This window comes from Moorena producens PAL-8-15-08-1 (genome assembly GCF_001767235.1).
Classification (GTDB): Bacteria; Cyanobacteriota; Cyanobacteriia; order Cyanobacteriales; family Coleofasciculaceae; genus Moorena; species Moorena producens_A.
Genome location: NZ_CP017599.1, coordinates 2,235,086 through 2,252,038, shown reverse-complemented (window position 1 = coordinate 2,252,038; position 16,953 = coordinate 2,235,086). Strand labels below are relative to the sequence as shown.

Here is a 16,953-nt window from a genome sequence, read left to right as displayed (position 1 = left end):
ACGGTTGATGGTTGACTCTCAAACGTACAAGGTCAACTAGTGGTCTCCTGTCCAGTTGTATGGTTACCATTTTTAGAGATGTTCCACGCAAGGTCTCTATAGGAAGAAGGATTAAGAAACAAACCAGCGTGAGGTTTGGAAAGCCGATCTAGGCAAGAGCAGGTTACCGATGCTACCGGACTTAAGATGAGTTTCTTACAGCTAAAGCCGGATTTTAGGGAGCTAGACTAGAAAGTGAAAGAATTTTCAACTCAAGGGCGTGAATTCTATTGAAGCCTAACTAGGTTTACCCAGGAGTTGAGTCAAGGCAAGACCAAAGAGCAAACAGCCATGAAGAAACGTTTCTGGATGAGAGCATGGATGGCTAATGCAGAGGTAAACACCTCTCCACAGCCGCTGGCAAATCCTGAGGTTAGATTACAGCAACCTCAGGAAAACCGCAAGTTAGTCAAATTCTGGCGTATTGCTGCCAGTTTGCTCCTTTGGCAAGGGGTGATACTGGGTACCCCAGCCCAAGCACAGCTTAAACAAGAGAAATCTCTAACCTATAGTGAGCTATTAGAGAAAGTTAAAAATCGGGAAGTCGCTAAAATAGAAATTGATGAAGCTACTAAGATTGCTAAAGTTAGCCTAAAGGAGGCCAAGGAGAATGAACCTCCTCAACGAGTTGCTTTGTTCGATCAAAACTCCTTGCTACTCAAGGAACTCCGTCAACAGAATGTTCCCACTGAAATTAAGCGCTCTGCCGATAACTCAGCCGCTTTAGGTCTAATTGCCAACTTATTTTTGCTTCTGTTGTTACTAGCAGGCTTGATGATGATCCTGCGACGCTCTGCGAGTAATTCTGGTCAAGCCTTAAACTTTGGCAAATCCCGAGCACGGTTTCAGATGGAAGCCAAAACCGGGGTTCTGTTTGATGATGTAGCAGGTATTCAAGAAGCTAAGGAGGAATTGCAAGAAGTCGTCACATTCCTCAAACAACCAGAACGCTTTACTGCTGTTGGAGCACGCATCCCGAAAGGTGTGCTGCTAGTCGGTCCTCCAGGAACTGGTAAAACTCTCTTAGCCAAAGCGATCGCTGGTGAAGCAGGAGTTCCCTTCTTTAGCATCTCTGGTTCCGAATTCGTGGAAATGTTTGTGGGTGTTGGTGCCTCCCGTGTCCGTGACTTGTTCAGAAAAGCCAAAGAAAATGCCCCTTGCTTGGTCTTCATTGATGAAATTGATGCAGTAGGACGGCAACGGGGAGCAGGGATTGGCGGTGGAAACGATGAACGGGAGCAAACCCTTAACCAATTGCTGACGGAAATGGATGGGTTTGAAGGCAACACAGGTATTATTATTATTGCTGCCACTAATCGCCCAGATGTCCTGGATGCTGCACTATTACGTCCTGGACGCTTTGACAGACAAGTTATTGTGGATTACCCTGACTACAAAGGCAGGAATAACATTCTGGAAGTCCACGCTCGCAACAAAAAGATTGACCCTGAGGTTTGTCTAGAAACTGTTGCTAAGCGTACCCCTGGGTTTACTGGTGCTGACTTAGCCAACCTACTCAACGAAGCGGCAATCCTGACTGCCCGCCGCCGCAAAGATGCCATTACTATGCTCGAGATCAATGATGCTATTGACCGGGTGGTAGCTGGGATGGAAGGCACTCCTCTAGTGGACAGCAAGAATAAGCGATTAATTGCCTACCATGAAGTAGGACATGCTGTAATTTCCACTCTCTTACCGGATCACGACCCGGTACAGAAAGTAACCCTAATTCCCCGAGGGCAAGCCCGTGGTTTGACCTGGTATATTCCTGATGAAGAGCAAGGTTTGATTACTCGGGCTCAACTAAAAGCCCAAATTACTGCTGCTTTAGGGGGTAGAGCGGCAGAAGAAGAAATTTTTGGTGAGGCTGAAGTGACTACTGGTGCTGTTGGGGACTTGCGACAAGTTACCTCGCGAGCACGGCAGATGGTAACCCGCTTTGGAATGAGTGATTTGGGTCCTCTGTCCTTAGAAGATCCAGGGGGAGAAGTCTTTCTAGGGGGTAATGTGATTAATAGGGCTGAGTACTCAGAGAAAATTGCTGCCCACATTGATGCCCAAGTTCGCACAATTGTGCAGCATTGCCATGGCCATGCTCGTCAGTTAGTCCGGGAAAATCGGGTAATAATTGACCGATTAGTAGACCTGTTGATAGATCAAGAAACTATCGAAGGAGACCAGTTACGCAAAATTGTAGAAGAACAAACCCAGATGGACAAGGAACAATTGGTAGTTTCGTAGTTTCTAGTTAAACGATCACGCGGCATGCATGTTTGAAACATGTTAATGGTTAATGGTTAATGGCCATTAACCATTAACATTTTTGCCAATCAAACTCGTGTTTTATACATTGCCCGCAGCACCTGGGCTGGGTCAACGTATTGCTTGCCATACTTCAATCCCCAGTGCAGATGAGGACCGGTGGTACGACCAGTCATCCCTACTCGACCGATTCTAGCTCCAGAAGGCAACAGTTGGCCTTCCTTGATCTGAATCCCACCGGAGTTGTCAATTAAATAGCGAGTACCTCCATTTTTAACTGCGTATCCTTTCATGTGACAGTAGATGTGCTGCCACTTGCCCGATTGAATAGTTATTGAGGTGCCGCAAGCAGTACCATCAGAAATTTTAATTACTTTACCACTCCACCAGTTACGGATATAGCTTCCTTCAGGGGCAGCTATGTCTAAACCTCGGTGGAATTCCCATCCAGAACCTCTAGGAGAGGGTCGGTAACCGAAGCCAGAGGTGTAGCCCCGGAAGTTTTCTACGGGAAAGGAACCCCCTTTGGCAAAACTTCTTACTCCGGCTACCAAGCTTGAGGGAGGTTCTGATGCAGTTACTGGCTGGCTGGGCAAACTCGAAAGGGTACTTAAACCGATTAAACTCGTTAAACTCAGTCCAGCGAAAATTAGAAGCCTTGATAAATAACCACTGCGCATTAGTTCTAGTCTGGCTTTAGCTAGTTAGGGGTCTTTCCATTTATATCCCTCGAGATCACCTGCCATCAGCAGGGTGTTTGGGGTTTTTGAGGTATTTATCAAAATCTTGAGTTTTGTTAAGATACCTCAATAAGCTAATACACATTTAACTTGCACAATTTAGCGATGCAGCAAGGGAACAGGGGGTTTCCCCCACTCGCGCTTTGCATGGCTGACAAGGATTGAATTTTTTGTTAAGGGTTGACCTTTGACTAACCGTTCTGCCCGTGTCTACTGTGCGCGTGTCTAGCGTTAACCGTTAACACTAAAGCGATTAACTCAAATAGAGAAGTTAAATGTTGGTTAACTTAGTGATTAATTTGCCCCAGCCTACCCTATCCGTGAACCAATGCTGACTGAATTTTTGCCCTTCCGATTTGAGGTGGATACTACAGCGATCGCAGGAGCATCTTTGTGGTCTCTAGCGCTATATTTAAGCCTCTCGTCCTTCAGGCAATGGATTATGGAGCAATTGAACCGCTGGTTTAACTTTGCTGAGGGATTCTTTTACATCTCGGCTCAGGAATTTGAACGAACCCGCAAGGTCAGAGAATCTCAAAACGCTTTCTATGCGTCAGTTGTCAGCATTGTGCCTTTTTTAGTCATTGGTGCAGTTTGTAACTACCTCGTGGAAATTAGCCTGGGACATAGTTGGGCAATCAGTATCGGGATTATTGCTTGCATGAGTTGTGGTGTTTATGAATTAGGGCGTCAGTCTGGGAATTGAATTTAGCCAGTGATTGGTCATTCTTGGGCGCGTTCGCGTAGCGTGGCCATTCCCGTACCGTTGGCCATTCGCGTACCGTGGCCTTTTGGCCAAGGCCAAGGCCAATCGCATACTCTGACTAACTAATCTGGTATCCTGGTCCTGCTCAGGGCCTCATGATCCTGTTGAGTTTTGACTAGAGTTTCTAGATGAGGCAGATTGGCGGTTGGAGTATCCGCTAATGCTTCAGCAGTACTTTGATTCCCTTGTTGATCCCGTTCCAAAATTCTCAACCAATCTAAAAATTCACTAGTACCTGGTATTTTTTGCCAACTTCTCAATCCCCGCAGTTCTCCAAATTTTTGGATAGCTGCTTCGGATACGCGGGTAATATCAGTTTTAAAATGACTCTGGATAATCTGTGTTAGGGTAGCATTTTCTGGAAATTTAAGGTAGTAAAATAAACAACGACGTAGGAAGGGTTTTGGCAATTCTTTTTCCCTATTACTGGTGATAATAATTAACGGTAAAAAATCTCTTCGTTCTTCTTTTGTTTTCCCTTTTAAAGCATCAAAACGAACGTTTATTACTTCTTTAACTTGGAATTGCAATCGCTCTAATCCTAGGAGCAAGTCATTAGAAAAATCCCGATCTGCTTTATCAATTTCATCAATGAGAAGCACCGAAGGAATGTCATTTTGTGATTGCTTAATTGCCTCGCCCAACTCTCCTAGGGTAACATAATTTCTGCGGTACAAAGGTTGGCTGGGATTACCTGCGGTTTGACGTTCCTGAATGTCATACAACCGACCTATGGCATCATAATCATAAAGTAAATCCTGGGCTCGACTGGTAGAGCGGATGTAGCAGCTATAGAGGGGATAACCCAGTTCATAGGCAACCGCATAAGCTAAGCGCGTTTTCCCGCAGCCTGGGTCACCTTCTAATAATAAAGGACGACGCAGGTAGAGAGCAGTATTAACTGCATCTGCCAAAGCCTTAGAAGCAATGTAAGGTTCTGGCTCTTGCCATGCACCAGGAAGCGGTTTGTAGCGACACTTACCGTCACCTGTGTACTTTCTTATCCCTAAGTCATCCATAGCACCTTATACGAATTCACTAAAATAATTCTAGAAATAAGATAACAGGAATAAAAAGAAATAACTTGATCAATAATATGTTTGCGATCGCCTAAGGATTACAGTATTATACTTGTCGCTTAATCAGGTAAATAGCAGGTAAGCATTCAGCTATCAGCCGTTGGCCTTTGGCCAAGGCTGAATGCTTACAATAGCACTAGGTAAGTTGTTAGTTTAAAACTGGCTCACTACTGACCATGGCCGGATTATTGTAAGCATTCAGCTATCAGCGGTCAGTCGTCAGCCGTTAGCTTTGTGGGACAAGCCAAAAGCGTTGTGACTTGGTTAACTCAGATTAAACAAATGGTTACCTGTTTTATTCAAAAGCACCATCTGTAGCGCTAATCGCGCTATAGCACCTCAAGTAGCACCATCTGTAGCGCATTAGCTGACGGCTGAATACTTAGGGATTATTTAAGCGATCGCATTCCATCACTCCAGACCTTACCCATCTTCTGATACTCCCGGCGAGTGCCCTGTAACAGATGTTCCATCATCACTCCACTACCTGCTTCAGCTGCTAGAAAAGCTGCTGCTAGGGCAATATTCTTAATATTCCCTCCACTCAATTTGAACTGTCGTGCCAAAAACTCAAAATCTACATCTGCTGACAAGGGGATTTCCTCCGTCCAAATTCCTTCCCAAATGCGCCGACGACTAGCTTCATCTGGTGAGGGAAAGTGTACTGTAAAGGCTAACCTACGCACAAATGCCTCGTCTAAATTTTGGCGCAAATTTGTTGTCAAAATTGATATCCCCTCATATTCCTCCATCTTCTGCAACAGATACCCAACTTCAATATTGGCGTAGCGGTCATGAGCATCTCGAACTTCAGAGCGTTTGCCAAACAGAGCATCTGCTTCATCAAACAGGAGGATAGCGTTAGCTGTTTCCGCAGCCATAAAAATGCGGTTCAGATTTTTCTCAGTCTCGCCAATGTACTTACTGACAACTTGGGATAAATCAATTTTGTATAGCTCAAGCTGTAGTTCATTAGCAATCACTTCCGCCGCCATGGTCTTACCTGTGCCTGGTGGACCTGAAAATAGTACATTTAATCCTTTGCCAATGGATAGCTTGCGGTGAAAGCCCCATTTCTCATAGACAATATGACGATATTTGGCTTGATTACAAATTTCTTTGAGCTGAGCGAGTTGATCGGGGGGTAAGATAATGTCTTGCCAACTATACTTAGGATTAAGTTTGCGGGCTAATTCAGTTAAATTGCTACCAGATTGGTCACGAGCCGCTGCTAATAAGTCATTTAAGGTTGGCTTAATTGTACTGTTTAATGGCAATTCCTCAAATTCGGCAGCAGCACGCCACAAAGCCTGATTACAAGCAGTTGTCAATGCTCCTACTATTTGAGCTGAACTCAAGGTAAAACGATTGGCGAGGGTATCCAAGTCGCGATCGCTAAGTACAATTTCTTTAGTTTCTAAAGTAGCTTGCCAGTAAACGCGCCGTTGGGAAAAATCCGGTGTAGCAAAAGGTAAAGTAATCACACCGTTGAGATTGGTAAACTTTGGCACCAACGACTGTGTTCCAGATAAGATTACCACACCTTTTGCCTCAGTTAGTCTGTCAAGTAAGCTTTTATATAACAGATGCTGCTCTTTGGTCTGTAGTGCATCTAAACTTTCCAGACTTTCTAGATAGAGGATAGCATCGTGAAAACAGGCTTCACGAAATAGCAATTTTAGCAGTTGGTCAAACTCTTCCTTAATTGCTAAAGCTTGAGCTAAATCCGCAATCAATAACTGCTTGTTCAGTTGAGCGGCAAGGGCGATCGCTCCACGGCGTTTTTCAGTAGAATATAAACCAGAGAAGTACAGATGTAGAGGCTGGCTGGTATTTTGAGCGTGTTTGATTAACTTAGGAAGTATGTGTTTAATGTCATCCCTAATCGGTAACTTGTCCTCAACAGCAGGACTATCTATCAATTGACACCAAGATTCTAAACGCGGTTCAAGACTCTTTTGTTTTAACAGAGAATGGATAAGCTGATCATCTAGCTTGAGATAATAGGATAATATTGGTGGTTTAAGCTGATGAGGGTCAGGAATTAAGTGAAGTAAGCCATGTTTGATTAAGGGTGCGTCAGGAGCAAAATGAACTCGTTGCAACAGCTTGGCTTCAGCAGAGGGACATAGTAAATTTAAGGCTAAATCAATACTAGGTCGCCTGCGAGTGACATCATCCTGGAGATAGGCATACAGACGCTCGTAACTTAAATCAATTTCTGGAGCCAGGGCAATCAACATCACGTCTAAATCAAATTCAGACAAACCGAAAGTCTGTTTCAGCCAGTTTAATGGTGTATTGTTAGTCTGATCAGACTCAGTTTTTTCTGCATCTACTGCAAACAAAGGTATCCCTGGTTCACGATTTAGGAGTTGCTTGACCTGATCGCGATCAATACGAAGACCTCGATAAGGGTCAGTAGCTGCTTGAGAACCGTAGACAGCTTCTGCTTTTATTACTGCTTGTTCTAGTCGTTTATTTAGTCTTTCTAAGGCTGAGAGTAGATCGTCGAACATGGGATATACCATTTTCTTTTAAATCGGTATCGGGAATTGAGCCAAGCTTTCGCCTCGTTACGGCTAACTTCACAAGATGGGAGGCTGTTGGGGAAGTTGGTAATCTTTGGCTATGAGGAAGAAACGCGATTGACCGTAGGTCACGCTATGGGAACGCTTTGGATTAGACCAAAGAGTTTGGCAAACGTTGGTATTCATGGTTCATTCATTGTCTCGCGCAGCTCTCGAACTACTTCTAGACTCAATCCTGTTGTTGCCGCGATCGCTTCGTCATCTAGTACAGTGAGTAATTTTTGAGCAATAATGCGTTTTTCTTCTGTTTTCCCTTCCAGCCTACCTTCTTGAAGACCTTGCTCCCGACCTTCTTCCCGACCAAGAGCAACTGCTCCCTGCTGATCGTAGATAAACATTTCTCGACGTTCCAAATCTTCAAGTTCAGTGGGAGTTAAGTTGGCTTGATTGGCAATTTCAAAGGCTCGTTGTAATTCCGGAATATTGTCCATATTTTCAGGGATGGAGGCAAGCGATCGCGCAGATTTGATAAAGTAAATCCATTTATCGGTAATGGTTTCGAGTTCTGGGAGTTCTTTGGTAAACTTTGGTAGCTCAACGAACACCAGTTCGATATCGTTTTCGGGATACACCGACCCATCAGATACTTCTCGATAAACGAAGCGAGAGGTAAAATGATGGCGATCTACGAACATCTCAAAATCGGTCAGGGTGAGAGCTATGACTGGTTTTAGCATGCGGTAACCCTCTCCCTTTTGTAGTTGAAAGGCGTAGGTTTTCGCAGCGTTGAACAATACTCTTTTACCAAAGGATTGCACATTTAACACTTGCATTTCGATGATGACCAAGGTACCATCATTCAGTTTAGCTTTGACATCAAGGTAAGTATCTTTTAAGCCCTCAACTTTCGGCGGTAAGTTGGGATTGATAATTTCTAAGTCTTCAATGGTAGAGTTACCGTCATAAATCAAGGCATTGAGAAAACTAATCAGAATGTCTTTGCTTTCGGCGGAACCAAATATTTTCTTGAAGGCGTAGTCAGTTTTGGGATTGATAAATCTCATCGTTTTAGCTGTTATCGAGTTGGTCAATGTCTTCGTAAAGTAAGTTAATGGGAAATGCTAGCTCAATGCTGGTAAGTTCAACTTGACAATCCTCTGGGCGATCAGGGCTAGTAGCATAATGGTACAGTTCCCATCTCTGGTTTTCGTTTAATCGATAGCATTCTACGCTCATTTGATCCGGGTCAATCAAAACATATTCTCGTAATGTTTCAATGTGGCGATAGTGTCTAAATTTTTGGCCACGGTCAAAGGCTTCTGTGGTGCTAGAGAGCACTTCTACAATTAGACAGGGATAACGAATATAATCCCGGGCAGTGCGGTCTCTGTGATCACAGGTAACGGATACGTCTGGATAGTGAAAAGGACCTTGTTCTGTAATCCCAACTTTGGCATCGCTGCTCAAGGTTTTAGATTGTTTACCCCGCAGGTGGGGTTTGATTAAAGCCACTAGATTTACAGCTACTTGGTTATGGGGGATGGTGCCCCCAGTCATGGCATAGATCTGACCGTCAATATAGCCGTAGCGGGCAAGTTGCTCTGCTTCCCAAGCTAAATAGTCCTGGGGGGACATTTGGGGAGTGTCAAGTTGAGCAATCATGGCAATTTGTATCAAAAATAGGCTTATTTTTTATATATAGCAATTCTTCTTTGGGTGAGGTACAAATTCTTTGGTTTTAGGGAGCAGGGAGCAGGGAGCAGGTGAGAGGGAAGTCGGAAAAAATATGTGTACCTCATAGCTATAATAAACGCTATATATACCGAAGTTGATCCAAGAGATATCACTGTGAACAGTCCACAAGGGATTTGTTACAAAAATTTTCAAAATATGTTATAATTAAAGATTATTTGTATGTTATATTATAACCATGGACGTTAAAGGTTCCATGTTAAGAGCCAGCCTGATGATTTCCCAGAGTCGAAGGCTGGCTCTAGTACCCCTAGAAAAGGATATAGTTTCATTATGTCTTATTCTGAACGCCTTCATCCGTGGGTGATAGTCCGCCTATTGCCTAAAATGCAACGAGTAGTTGTTGCTCGGTTCCGCAAGCGCTCGGATGCGGAAGGTCATTTAAAAGCCCTTAAACGGCTGATGCCTGATGCTCAATTTGTGATTATCTTTGATTTAGGAAATCATCCTATGGGTAAAGAATCTTAGCGCTGCACCCAAGGGAGTAGGAAGTAGGAAGTAGCAATGCATCGGTTTTTTCCTACTTCTTGCAAAGGTTTTCACCACTTAAGTCCCCAACACAATTGCCCTCTTTGTTGAGGATAACTACCGATTTGATAGTTGAGAACTGTTTGAGGGTAGATTCAATAGCACTGGTAGCTCTAGCATCATAGCCTACTCCAGGGGAAGGAATGGCACGGCAAAACTTGAGGGTGGCGGTTTCTGCTGCAATAGAGAGAGTAAAATCTTTACCACAGTTGGAGCTACCTTTAAGTTGTAGTGCTTCGGTGAAACCAATTTTAGTTTCTGCTGTGGTCGGACCAATAATCAACTGTTCAATGGCAAAAGTAGCCACTGCACGACTAGTAGTGCTTCTGGCTACAGGTTCCACATAGCTAAAATCCTGATTACTTTGAGGTTGCTTGGGAAAAAAAACTTTAACGTTTCTTTGCTTAGGGGTAGTTTGAGTTTGGGTAGGAGTTGGGGATGTTTCTACTTCTATTATAGGAGATGGAGAGGAAGTGGATGTATCCGGTGGTGGTGTCCCTTTTTCGTTACAAGCATTGAGACTCAAGTATGCCAAGAGTATGCTACTCAAGAGTATAGTTTTAGATTTGTGTAGATCCATTGCGCACCTCGACGTTATCCTTGTTAAGGTTAATATAGCGTTTTTATCCTAATGAGGTACACAAGATTTTTACCTTCTTACCTGTTCCCTGTTCCCTATTCCCTATTCCCTAAAATCTATAAATTGTGTACCTTATAGCTATGATAATTGCTATAGTTATAGCAAAGTAGCTTTGCCGTTGATTATCTATCAAGTTACCCTATGTGTTCCAGAAGAAACCGCACAGGCTTTAAACCTAACACCACACTAGGACAAGAATTATGTTTAAGTGCTGCGATGAAACTTTATGAATTAGGTAAACTTTCCTCTGGTGCTGCTGCTCAACTAGCTGGTATTGAGCGAGTAGTTTTTTTATCTAAGTTGAGGGACTATGGTATCAACACTTTCAGATTAACAGAAGCAGAATTAACAGAGGATTTAGGAAATGCCTAATGTGATTGCTGATATAGCAAAGGGAACAGCGGATCTGGGAACAGGGAGCAGGGAGCAGGGAGCAGGGAGTAGGGAACAGGTAACAAACATTCTCTCAATTGATTTAGGATTACTATACCTAACCAATCCAATATCTCTATCAAACAAATTTACTGGATTTACTCCCACAACTTTATGGTTCGGTTATTGTCCCTCAAGCTGTGGCGAATGAATTAGCTGCTGGAGCAGCTTTAAAAATTTCCCTGCTCCCTGCTCCCTGCTCCCGTCTTGATGCAGTCGCTCATGGGGGAAACCACGGCAGTCGCTCATGGGGGAGACCACGGCAGTCGCTCATGGGGGGAACCCCCAAGACCGCGCTGCCTCCCCAAGACCGCGCTGCCTCCCCAAGACCGCGCTGCATCGCTGCTCCCTAAAACCCATAAATTTGTACCTCACAAGTCGTAGAATTGCTATATGTCTTAACTCTCAATCCGCAAAATCGCTTCTTTGACTTCCACCTCTGATTCAATAACTGCGATAATTCCTGGTAAATATTCATCCATTGTCATCACGTTAGCATAAACTATTGGTTTAATTAAAGCAAAACTAAGATTCTCATCTTGTACATCAATGCTGGTTTTGTAGCGGATTTCTCCATCCTCTAAATCGAATTCAAAGTTACCCATAATCATGCCATAGTTGGCGCGAGTGATGAATTCTGTGATAGCTAGGTGCTTGTTTTCTGGAGCCTTAACGGGGCACATTGAATAAAAAACGAATTGTCTTTGTTCTTCTCTGGCTTGGGCGTAGCAAGTCCATTGTCCATTTTCACCCCGGAATAAAAGACGCAAGGCTGATGTTTCTGGTATCTTGACAAATTGCCATTCGTCTGATTCAAAAAAGTTAACTATTGCGGTAAAGATTGATTGCTTTGTGCTGGTATCTTCTTCTATGTCGGAGAATTTTTCATCAACTAATTCGTTGAAAATGCTGGTAATTCCCTCAAGAAATTCAGAGGTAGCGTTTTGGGTAGCTTCAGCTAAATTGGCTTGGGTCCATTCTTGGAAAAAGTTAACAATTCCTTCTGAAAGTTCTTCGCTGGTAGCTTCTGGGTGGTTAATGGTGGAAGGATTAAGGTAGTTCCAGAAGGTGTTATAACCGACTTCACCGTTGGGTTGTTGCTGTTTTACCGATAAGCATAGCCAGCTTTCGGTGTTGAGTAGTTTGTTTGTTAAGGGGTTTTCGGGTTGTTGACAAAGGTCAAGCAGGTAGTTAGCAGCTTCTTCTGCGGTGGAAGCCTTTTCTAATAGCTGTGGCAGTAAATCCGGTTGGAGAGTGGTTTCAATTTGGATGTCACCACTGGGGAGAAATTTACCACCATTCATGGGTGCCCGTACTTCTGCTTTGAGGTTGAATAGTTTTTCGGTATCGATGCGGTGGTAAAGTTCAGGGGTTACGTGGAAGGTAAGACGACATTCGATGATTTGGTCGTTTTGTTTGGTGAGGGATAGGGAAGTTGTGGGAATGGTTAAGGGATTGGAGGAGTCGCTTAAGGTTAACTCTTTGTCTAAAGGGAAGTTTTCAGTATAATCATTCATTTTTTTGATAAATTAAAGTAAAGCCAGTTGTGGTTAATGGCAGTCCTGGTTTTAGTTCCAGTACTTTTTTTCGATGTAAATATTGAGGAAATTATCGAATGGAAACCACCAATCAACGTTTAGACCAATGGCGTGAAACCCTAGAAAATATTTTAAAGTATTATGCTAATCTTCCTTACCGCTATGGTGATGTGACAACCTCTGTAATTATCAGTAGCGATTGACCTACGGTCACGCGGGGCGCGTTCGCAATCATTTTATGCTGCTCGATGAAGGCTGGGAAAATCATCGCCGTGTATATGGTACCATTGTTCATGGTTCAATCCGCGATGGTAAAATTTGGATTCACTACGACGGTATTGAAGATGGGATCACGGATGAATTGGTTGCTTCAGGAGTACCGAAGGATAGAATTGTTCTTGCTTTTCATCCCCCTGAGATTCGTGAACATACTGGGTATGGGGTTGCATAGGGTTTAGGATCGTTATCTGAATCTAATTCACTGCAAAGTCAGTATATTGACGTACAGCAGGTTCTTGAAATGCTAGTACAATATCAGTCTTTGGTACTCCCAATTTGACAAGTTCGTTAGCAAAACCAATTTCAGTTCCATCATGATGTATCCAAATTTTGGCATTTTTGATGCTGAAATGTAGAACACAACCATACATGGGTATGCGATTCTTCCAGCCAGTATAGACAACTTGGTAATGGTCGTGGTCTGAGTCAAATATTAAGGCAGCTTCAACATCTTCATCAGATGGGCTTTTACTGGCATAATCACTCAGAAGTTGTTTAATGTATTGGCGATACTGGATTATTTTTTCCATTCTAAAATAACCTCTTCAGATGGATCATAAACCAAGAGACTGAGCTGAAAACGCTTAACTACTGTTTGCACAAATGGTAGACTAAAGAAAATCCTGAATGCCCCAACAGGTATTGCCAAAAACAGTTTGAACTCAGGTTTCTCTTGTTCTAAAGCAACTTGGTAATTTAAAAATTGCCCCAAAGCAGTGTGGAATTCAGAAATATTAGATGGATTGGTGAAGCTTTTAATCTCAACAGCAATTTTTTCATTTCCTCTTGTTGCTGCCAGTAACCTCTCAGCTCCCAAATCTATTTGCATATCAACTCGGCCAGACCGAATCCTGAGAGGATCATCGGTAATTGTCCAGCCATCTTTTTCTAGTCCGTGCCTTACAGCATTATGAAATACGTCTCTCATTCGCTGGCTATGACGGGAAATCTATGCAAATCTTGATACAAAACCATTATACAATAATGGACTTACTTTAGAGTTCTAAGTTATTCTGGGTTAGGTTAGCGATTGACCTACGGTCACGGGGGGCGCGTTCGCAATCATTTTATGCTGCTCGATGAAGGCTGGGAAAATCATCGCCGTGTATATGGACGATTGTTCATGGTTCAATCCGCGATGGTAAAATCTGGATTCACTACGACGGTATTGAAGATGGGATCACGGATGAATTGGTTGCTTCAGGAGTACCGAAGGATAGGATTGTTATTGGTTTTCATCCCCCCGAGATTTGTGAACATACTGGGTATGGGGTTGCATAGTGTTTGCTTTGGAAGGGCTAGGCTTAAGGAAAATAGTACGGTTTATTTTGTGTGTATGGTTCAGGTTACTGATTACCTGTACGTTGTTCGAGATGACCAGATTCTCAATAATGAACCGATCATTAAGGGGACTCGAACTCCTGTGAGGGCAGTTGTTGAAACGTGGCGTATGGGAGTTCCTCCGGAAGAAATTCCCATAGGAATGCCTCATCTGACACTGGCTCAGGTGTTTGGTGCTTTGACATATTACAGTGATCACCAAGATGAAATCAATCAATACATTGAACAAAATAAAATTCCAGATGAATTCATAGAGCCACTGGTTCAAGGGCTGTGAACAGATTATTTATTCATTTATATACCTATGACTATCAAACAACTAGAAACCCAATTACTTGCTCTATCTCCCACAGAGAAAACAGAAGCAATTCACCTTTTAGCCCATAGTTTGAACCAAAACTGGCGTGGAATAACCAAAACCAGAAACGTTTGTGGTGGTGATGCTTGTATTGCTGGAACTCGTATTCCTGTTTGGGTATTGGTAAATGCCCGTAATCTAGGCATTAGCGAGTCTCAACTACTCTATGACTATCCTACATTAACAGCAATTGATTTAGCGAATGCTTGGATCTATGCCCAAATTAATCCTGAGGAAGTTGCCACTGCCATCCAATAAAATGAGGCAGATTAATGATGGTTCGTTTATATTAGAAAGTTACTCAAAAAGTAGGTCGGGGCCGAATAACAAGACTCAATATATAGCAATTATCTATACCATGAGGTACCAAGGGATCCCCCTAAATCCCCCTTAATAAGGGGGACTTTGAGGTTGATCACCGTACCTCATAAATCCTAGAAACGCTATAAAAAGCTACAATATAAAAAGCTACAATGAATAAATTCCATAGCAATCGCTCTGTATGAGTAGACTACTGGCAATAGAGAAAACGATTTCAAGCTTTCAAGCATTACATGAGCGCTTGGGGTTATGTCGCGCCACTGATGAATCGTTTTTTTCAGAATGGCAGGTATCCTCTATTGAGATATTAGATGATGATAAATCTTTTCTGGACCGTCTCCGGCAGCGATATCATTATTACTACAATGCTGGTCTCTTAACTGAAGGAACGGTACTTTTATCTATTGTTGCACCACTGCTGGAGCGGTTGGAATTTCATGAGCCTCCGTTTTTTGTACAATCTGAGGTTCCTATCAGTCTGGAGGTGGAAGAACATAATGAAGTTTATCGAGGTCGGATAGATGTATTGGTGATTCGCGATCTTGTTTGGATACTGACTGTAGAAGCTAAACGATCTAAGTTTGCGGCGGATATTGCTTTACCACAGTGTTTAGCCTATATGAGTGCTGCACCACGACAACTAAGCTTTGGCATGGTAACAAATGGCAGCGATTTTATCTTCTGCAAGTTGAAGGATAAAGTATACGATTTTTCTGATGCGTTTTCATTATTGTCTCGGCAAAATAAGCTCTACGAGGTTGCGACTATTCTCAAGAAGTTAAAAACCAACAAATTTTCCGACAACTAGAGGTTGCTGTTAGCGAAGCGGATGCTGTTCGCGAATGTGCTACCGAGCATATTACATCGAGTATTAGTGACTGCTCAAATAAAGATTTTTCGTTCATGGGTTCATCAAAATCTGATCGCGCTAAGGAAATTTTAAGTATGATTACTCATAACAATTTACAATTCATAAAGTCAGATCAAGTTTTGGTTTCAAGGAAAGCATCTGTTGCTAGGTAAGTATTCAGCTATCAGCTATCAGCTATCAGCTATCAGCTATCAGCTATCAGCTATCAGCTATCAGCTATCAGCTATCAGCTATCAGCTATCAGCTATCAGCTTTTGAATACAATAAGCTGACGGCTGACGGCTGACGGCTGATGGCTGAATGCTTACGTTGCTTGATTTGGTATATAGCGTTTCTAGGACTCATGAGGTACACATTAGTTTTGACCTCTTCCCTCTTCCCTCTTACCTCTTCCCTGCTCCCTGCTCCCTGCTCCCTGCTCCCTAAAAACCAGAAATTTGTACCTCACAAGTAGTAGACTTGCTATAAGTGATATAATATATTTACCTAAATCTGTACATAAACTGATGTTTGATTACGAAATCACATCTCCAACGGATGCTAGAAATAACTTCTTTAAGTTGTTGGATATAGTTTCACAAAATAATCAGGTATATATCATCAATCGTCGTGATGCTGAGAATGTTGCTTTGATTACAGAATCGGATTTGAGGAGTTTAGTAGAGACGGTTTATCTCTTAAGAAACTCTACTAATGCAATTCGCCTGCTGGATGCAATTGAGGAGTCTAAGACTGGAAAAATAAAACCTCAAACCATTGAAGAACTTTACTCTGAGTTGGGAATTGAGCAAGAAGAAGAAGAAAAAGGCTGAATTGGATCACGGCGCATTGATTTGGAACATCGGCTGGTTTATCGGGTGGGAAGTAGTCAGATTGATTTTCTGGCTTGTCGGTATCATTATGAGTGATGTTTTGTTAGATTTTATTGTTACTTCAATCCACTACTAAGCCACTCCGTAGCCTGTGTATGGACGTTTATAACTCGGATGTAAACCGAGAATAATATCTTCTTTTGGTATACCCATGTCAACTAAATATTGCGCCAAATCAGCTTCTGTCATGTTTCGCTGAATCCAAACGTTTCCATCTTTGATATCTAAATGGATGAAACAGTTGTAAATTCGTTTGAGTCCATCCCAGCCGATATCTAAAAGTTGATAATGGTCATGTTCTGTGTCAAAAATAAGTTGACACTCTATCTCGGAATTTGGATTATTCGCTTCTAAGGTGGCATGATTAGTTAATAGCTGGCGGATGATTAATCGGTAATTTTCTAGTTTTTCCATTCGATGACTACCTCTTCAACAGGATTGTAATGCTACGATTGTTCATGGTTCAATCCGCGATGGTAAAATCTGGATTCACTAGGACGGTATTGAAGATGGTATCATGGACCATCTGGTTGCTTCAGGAGTACCGAAGGATAGGATTGTTCTTGCTTTTCATCATACTGGCTATGCGATTGCATAGCGTTTG

At 42.6% G+C, this 16,953-nt stretch carries 24 protein-coding genes and 1 pseudogene; 14 read left to right on the top strand and 11 right to left on the bottom strand.

The window, feature by feature from the left end:
- The first annotated feature begins 297 nt into the window (after positions 1-297).
- Positions 298-2,280 carry an ATP-dependent zinc metalloprotease FtsH gene (gene ftsH, locus BJP34_RS08755; RefSeq protein ID WP_143727596.1) on the top strand — a complete coding sequence of 661 codons (1,983 nt, stop codon included), beginning with the start codon at positions 298-300 and terminating at the stop codon, positions 2,278-2,280.
- 89 nt (positions 2,281-2,369) lie between these two features.
- Here the strand turns inward: ftsH and BJP34_RS08750 are convergent, their stop codons facing one another.
- Positions 2,370-2,981 carry a M23 family metallopeptidase gene (locus BJP34_RS08750; RefSeq protein WP_070392013.1) on the bottom strand — a complete coding sequence of 204 codons (612 nt, stop codon included), beginning with the start codon at positions 2,979-2,981 and terminating at the stop codon, positions 2,370-2,372.
- Between the two features lie 388 nt (positions 2,982-3,369).
- On the opposite strand from BJP34_RS08750, the gene BJP34_RS08745 reads away from it, so the two are divergent.
- Positions 3,370-3,747, top strand: a complete 378-nt coding sequence (locus BJP34_RS08745; protein ID WP_070392012.1) for a hypothetical protein — start codon at positions 3,370-3,372, stop codon at positions 3,745-3,747.
- A 122-nt stretch (positions 3,748-3,869) separates the two neighbouring features.
- On the opposite strand, the gene BJP34_RS08740 is transcribed toward BJP34_RS08745, so the two are convergent.
- The 4 genes from BJP34_RS08740 to BJP34_RS08725 all read right to left on the bottom strand — a co-directional run bounded on the left by BJP34_RS08740 (position 3,870) and on the right by BJP34_RS08725 (position 9,079).
- A complete protein-coding gene (locus tag BJP34_RS08740) occupies positions 3,870-4,826 on the bottom strand; it encodes an AAA family ATPase (RefSeq protein ID WP_070392011.1) in 957 nt (318 codons plus the stop codon).
- 449 nt (positions 4,827-5,275) lie between these two features.
- Positions 5,276-7,417 carry an ATP-binding protein gene (locus BJP34_RS08735; RefSeq protein ID WP_070392010.1) on the bottom strand — a complete coding sequence of 714 codons (2,142 nt, stop codon included), beginning with the start codon at positions 7,415-7,417 and terminating at the stop codon, positions 5,276-5,278.
- A 182-nt stretch (positions 7,418-7,599) separates the two neighbouring features.
- Positions 7,600-8,481 (bottom strand): Rpn family recombination-promoting nuclease/putative transposase, encoded by an 882-nt coding sequence (locus tag BJP34_RS08730; protein ID WP_070392009.1) that lies wholly within the window; start codon positions 8,479-8,481, stop codon positions 7,600-7,602.
- Between the two features lie 4 nt (positions 8,482-8,485).
- The gene (locus BJP34_RS08725) at positions 8,486-9,079 is read right to left on the bottom strand and encodes a Uma2 family endonuclease (RefSeq protein WP_070392008.1); all 594 of its coding nucleotides are present in this window, start codon (positions 9,077-9,079) and stop codon (positions 8,486-8,488) included.
- 363 nt (positions 9,080-9,442) lie between these two features.
- On the opposite strand from BJP34_RS08725, the gene BJP34_RS08720 reads away from it, so the two are divergent.
- Positions 9,443-9,637: a hypothetical protein gene (locus BJP34_RS08720; RefSeq protein ID WP_070392007.1), complete on the top strand. Its 195-nt coding sequence runs from the start codon at positions 9,443-9,445 to the stop codon at positions 9,635-9,637.
- A 52-nt stretch (positions 9,638-9,689) separates the two neighbouring features.
- On the opposite strand, the gene BJP34_RS08715 is transcribed toward BJP34_RS08720, so the two are convergent.
- Positions 9,690-10,247 carry a GerMN domain-containing protein gene (locus BJP34_RS08715; RefSeq protein ID WP_158517093.1) on the bottom strand — a complete coding sequence of 186 codons (558 nt, stop codon included), beginning with the start codon at positions 10,245-10,247 and terminating at the stop codon, positions 9,690-9,692.
- Between the two features lie 231 nt (positions 10,248-10,478).
- On the opposite strand from BJP34_RS08715, the gene BJP34_RS46335 reads away from it, so the two are divergent.
- A complete protein-coding gene (locus BJP34_RS46335) occupies positions 10,479-10,709 on the top strand; it encodes a UPF0175 family protein (RefSeq protein WP_070392005.1) in 231 nt (76 codons plus the stop codon).
- Here the strand turns inward: BJP34_RS46335 and BJP34_RS42775 are convergent.
- Positions 10,695-10,877, bottom strand: coding sequence for a hypothetical protein (locus BJP34_RS42775; protein ID WP_158517092.1), 183 nt, complete (start codon positions 10,875-10,877; stop codon positions 10,695-10,697). The two genes, BJP34_RS46335 and BJP34_RS42775, sit on opposite strands and share 15 nt — an antisense overlap.
- A 32-nt stretch (positions 10,878-10,909) precedes the next feature.
- Between BJP34_RS42775 and BJP34_RS42770 the strand changes: the two genes are divergently transcribed.
- Positions 10,910-11,122: a hypothetical protein gene (locus BJP34_RS42770; protein WP_158517091.1), complete on the top strand. Its 213-nt coding sequence runs from the start codon at positions 10,910-10,912 to the stop codon at positions 11,120-11,122.
- A gap of 45 nt (positions 11,123-11,167) precedes the next feature.
- Here BJP34_RS42770 and BJP34_RS08700 read toward each other — a convergent pair whose 3' ends face one another.
- Positions 11,168-12,286 (bottom strand): YbjN domain-containing protein, encoded by a 1,119-nt coding sequence (locus tag BJP34_RS08700; RefSeq protein ID WP_070392003.1) that lies wholly within the window; start codon positions 12,284-12,286, stop codon positions 11,168-11,170.
- A 98-nt stretch (positions 12,287-12,384) separates the two neighbouring features.
- Between BJP34_RS08700 and BJP34_RS49980 the strand changes: the two genes are divergently transcribed.
- Together BJP34_RS49980 and BJP34_RS08695 are read left to right on the top strand one after the other, a co-directional pair.
- Positions 12,385-12,510: a hypothetical protein gene (locus BJP34_RS49980; RefSeq protein WP_324611037.1), complete on the top strand. Its 126-nt coding sequence runs from the start codon at positions 12,385-12,387 to the stop codon at positions 12,508-12,510.
- Positions 12,507-12,758 carry a XisI protein gene (locus BJP34_RS08695; protein ID WP_229424293.1) on the top strand — a complete coding sequence of 84 codons (252 nt, stop codon included), beginning with the start codon at positions 12,507-12,509 and terminating at the stop codon, positions 12,756-12,758. The genes BJP34_RS49980 and BJP34_RS08695 overlap by 4 nt, the downstream gene beginning before the upstream one ends.
- A gap of 22 nt (positions 12,759-12,780) precedes the next feature.
- Here BJP34_RS08695 and BJP34_RS08690 read toward each other — a convergent pair whose 3' ends face one another.
- Positions 12,781-13,116, bottom strand: a complete 336-nt coding sequence (locus BJP34_RS08690; protein WP_070392002.1) for a XisI protein — start codon at positions 13,114-13,116, stop codon at positions 12,781-12,783.
- Entirely contained in the window at positions 13,104-13,514 is a 411-nt protein-coding gene (locus BJP34_RS08685; RefSeq protein WP_070392001.1) for a XisH family protein, read from the bottom strand. The genes BJP34_RS08690 and BJP34_RS08685 overlap by 13 nt, the downstream gene beginning before the upstream one ends.
- Positions 13,515-13,672: 158 nt before the next feature.
- On the opposite strand from BJP34_RS08685, the gene BJP34_RS49975 reads away from it, so the two are divergent.
- The 6 genes from BJP34_RS49975 (at position 13,673) to BJP34_RS48585 (ending at position 16,385) form a co-directional block, all read left to right on the top strand.
- Positions 13,673-13,867: an element excision factor XisI family protein gene (locus BJP34_RS49975; RefSeq protein WP_324611078.1), complete on the top strand. Its 195-nt coding sequence runs from the start codon at positions 13,673-13,675 to the stop codon at positions 13,865-13,867.
- Positions 13,868-13,922: 55 nt separating this feature from the next.
- Positions 13,923-14,204, top strand: coding sequence for a DUF433 domain-containing protein (locus tag BJP34_RS08680; RefSeq protein ID WP_070396566.1), 282 nt, complete (start codon positions 13,923-13,925; stop codon positions 14,202-14,204).
- A gap of 27 nt (positions 14,205-14,231) precedes the next feature.
- Positions 14,232-14,543 carry a DUF433 domain-containing protein gene (locus BJP34_RS08675; RefSeq protein WP_070392000.1) on the top strand — a complete coding sequence of 104 codons (312 nt, stop codon included), beginning with the start codon at positions 14,232-14,234 and terminating at the stop codon, positions 14,541-14,543.
- A gap of 244 nt (positions 14,544-14,787) precedes the next feature.
- The gene (locus BJP34_RS08670) at positions 14,788-15,414 is read left to right on the top strand and encodes a type I restriction endonuclease (protein ID WP_070391999.1); all 627 of its coding nucleotides are present in this window, start codon (positions 14,788-14,790) and stop codon (positions 15,412-15,414) included.
- A 569-nt stretch (positions 15,415-15,983) separates the two neighbouring features.
- A complete protein-coding gene (locus BJP34_RS08665) occupies positions 15,984-16,289 on the top strand; it encodes a type II toxin-antitoxin system Phd/YefM family antitoxin (protein ID WP_070391998.1) in 306 nt (101 codons plus the stop codon).
- Complete coding sequence (locus tag BJP34_RS48585; RefSeq protein WP_202972134.1) at positions 16,290-16,385, top strand: type II toxin-antitoxin system YoeB family toxin; 96 nt, start codon at positions 16,290-16,292, stop codon at positions 16,383-16,385.
- Positions 16,386-16,421: 36 nt separating this feature from the next.
- Here the strand turns inward: BJP34_RS48585 and BJP34_RS08660 are convergent, their stop codons facing one another.
- On the bottom strand, positions 16,422-16,763 hold the full coding sequence (locus BJP34_RS08660) for a XisI protein (RefSeq protein ID WP_070391997.1): 342 nt from the start codon (positions 16,761-16,763) through the stop codon (positions 16,422-16,424).
- Between the two features lie 37 nt (positions 16,764-16,800).
- Between BJP34_RS08660 and BJP34_RS39110 the strand changes: the two are divergent.
- Positions 16,801-16,947 (top strand): annotated as a pseudogene (locus tag BJP34_RS39110) (element excision factor XisI family protein); the annotation flags it as partial.
- Positions 16,948-16,953 lie beyond the last annotated feature (6 nt).

Excerpts from the sequence above, each read along its gene's own strand:
- BJP34_RS08740 (WP_070392011.1), bottom strand. The coding sequence starts at position 4,826 with ATGGATGACTTAGGGATAAGAAAGTACACAGGTGACGGTAAGTGTCGC.
- BJP34_RS08660 (WP_070391997.1), bottom strand. The coding sequence starts at position 16,763 with ATGGAAAAACTAGAAAATTACCGATTAATCATCCGCCAGCTATTAACT.
- BJP34_RS08735 (WP_070392010.1), bottom strand. The coding sequence starts at position 7,417 with ATGGTATATCCCATGTTCGACGATCTACTCTCAGCCTTAGAAAGACTA.
- BJP34_RS08675 (WP_070392000.1), top strand. The coding sequence starts at position 14,232 with ATGACTATCAAACAACTAGAAACCCAATTACTTGCTCTATCTCCCACA.
- BJP34_RS08685 (WP_070392001.1), bottom strand. The coding sequence starts at position 13,514 with ATGAGAGACGTATTTCATAATGCTGTAAGGCACGGACTAGAAAAAGAT.
- BJP34_RS08690 (WP_070392002.1), bottom strand. The coding sequence starts at position 13,116 with ATGGAAAAAATAATCCAGTATCGCCAATACATTAAACAACTTCTGAGT.
- BJP34_RS08750 (WP_070392013.1), bottom strand. The coding sequence starts at position 2,981 with ATGCGCAGTGGTTATTTATCAAGGCTTCTAATTTTCGCTGGACTGAGT.
- BJP34_RS08700 (WP_070392003.1), bottom strand. The coding sequence starts at position 12,286 with ATGAATGATTATACTGAAAACTTCCCTTTAGACAAAGAGTTAACCTTA.
- BJP34_RS49980 (WP_324611037.1), top strand. The coding sequence starts at position 12,385 with ATGGAAACCACCAATCAACGTTTAGACCAATGGCGTGAAACCCTAGAA.
- BJP34_RS08680 (WP_070396566.1), top strand. The coding sequence starts at position 13,923 with ATGGTTCAGGTTACTGATTACCTGTACGTTGTTCGAGATGACCAGATT.
- BJP34_RS08670 (WP_070391999.1), top strand. The coding sequence starts at position 14,788 with ATGAGTAGACTACTGGCAATAGAGAAAACGATTTCAAGCTTTCAAGCA.
- BJP34_RS08725 (WP_070392008.1), bottom strand. The coding sequence starts at position 9,079 with ATGATTGCTCAACTTGACACTCCCCAAATGTCCCCCCAGGACTATTTA.
- BJP34_RS08745 (WP_070392012.1), top strand. The coding sequence starts at position 3,370 with ATGCTGACTGAATTTTTGCCCTTCCGATTTGAGGTGGATACTACAGCG.
- BJP34_RS08730 (WP_070392009.1), bottom strand. The coding sequence starts at position 8,481 with ATGAGATTTATCAATCCCAAAACTGACTACGCCTTCAAGAAAATATTT.
- BJP34_RS46335 (WP_070392005.1), top strand. The coding sequence starts at position 10,479 with ATGTGTTCCAGAAGAAACCGCACAGGCTTTAAACCTAACACCACACTA.
- BJP34_RS08720 (WP_070392007.1), top strand. The coding sequence starts at position 9,443 with ATGTCTTATTCTGAACGCCTTCATCCGTGGGTGATAGTCCGCCTATTG.
- BJP34_RS08665 (WP_070391998.1), top strand. The coding sequence starts at position 15,984 with ATGTTTGATTACGAAATCACATCTCCAACGGATGCTAGAAATAACTTC.